We start from the raw sequence: 1,273 nt of genomic DNA, 5'->3' as shown, positions 1-1,273 counted from the left end.
TTACAGGTTAGGATAGATCGGGAATTTGGCGCAGAGGTCTGCGACCTCGGCTTTGACCTTGGCTTCGACTTCGCCGTTTCCGTCCTCGCCATTGGCGGCCAGGCCGTCGACCACTTCGATGATCCAGTCGGCGATCTGGCGGAATTCGGTCTCGCCGAAGCCGCGGGTGGTGCCGGCGGGCGAGCCCAGGCGGATGCCCGACGTGATGGTCGGTTTTTCCGGGTCAAACGGCACGCCGTTCTTGTTGCAGGTGATATGCGCGCGGCCCAGGGCCTTTTCGGTGGCGTTGCCCTTGACGCCTTTGGGGCGCAGGTCGACCAGCACCACATGGGTGTCGGTGCCGTGGGTCACGGTATCCAGACCGCCCTTGATCAGCTGATCCGACAGTGCCTGCGAATTGACCACGACCTGCTTGATATAGTCCTTGAACGTCGGCTGCAGTGCCTCGCCAAAGGCCACGGCCTTGGCTGCGATCACATGCATCAGCGGGCCGCCCTGAATGCCGGGGAAGATGGCCGAGTTCACTTTCTTGGCGATCGCCTCGTCATTGGTCAGGATCATGCCGCCGCGCGGGCCGCGCAGGGTCTTGTGGGTCGTGGTGGTCGCAACATGGGCGTGCGGGAAGGGCGAGGGGTGCTCACCCGCCGCAACCAGACCGGCAAAGTGCGCCATGTCCACGTGCAGATAGGCGCCAACCATGTCGGCGATCTCGCGCATCCGGGCAAAGTCGATCTGACGCGGAATGGCCGAACCGCCTGCGATGATCAGCTTGGGGTTATGCTCTTTCGCCAGCGCCTCGACCTGATCGTAATCCAGCATGTTGTCCTGCTGGCGCACACCGTATTGCACGGCCTTGAACCACTTGCCCGACTGGTTGGGCGCGGCGCCGTGGGTCAGGTGACCGCCTGCGTCCAGGCTCATGCCCAGAATGGTGTCGCCGGGCTGGATCAGCGCCTGGAACACGCCCTGGTTGGCCTGGCTGCCCGAGTTCGGCTGCACGTTGGCAAACTCACAGCCGAACAGCTGCTTGGCGCGGTCGATGGCCAGGTTTTCGGCGATGTCGACGAACTGGCAGCCGCCATAGTAGCGACGACCGGGATAGCCCTCGGCGTATTTGTTGGTCATCACCGAGCCCTGCGCCTCCATCACGGCGGCAGAGACGATGTTCTCGGACGCGATCAGCTCGATCTCGTCGCGCTGACGGCCCAGCTCGGATGTGATCGAGCCAAAAAGCTCAGGATCACGGTCGGCGAGGGACTGGGTGAAAAAACCG

General features: G+C 63.4%; 1 protein-coding gene. It reads right to left on the bottom strand.

Annotated elements, in window-relative coordinates:
• Positions 1-1,273 (bottom strand): serine hydroxymethyltransferase (gene glyA, locus GOX88_RS23240; RefSeq protein ID WP_254443424.1); only part of this gene is annotated, 1,273 nt, incomplete at its 5' end.

Origin of the sequence: Ruegeria arenilitoris, from assembly GCF_013030985.1 — a bacterium.
Taxonomy (GTDB): domain Bacteria; phylum Pseudomonadota; class Alphaproteobacteria; order Rhodobacterales; family Rhodobacteraceae; genus Ruegeria; species Ruegeria arenilitoris_B.
The sequence above is the reverse complement of the archived record's forward strand: the minus strand, read 5'-3'. Positions and strand labels throughout refer to the sequence as shown.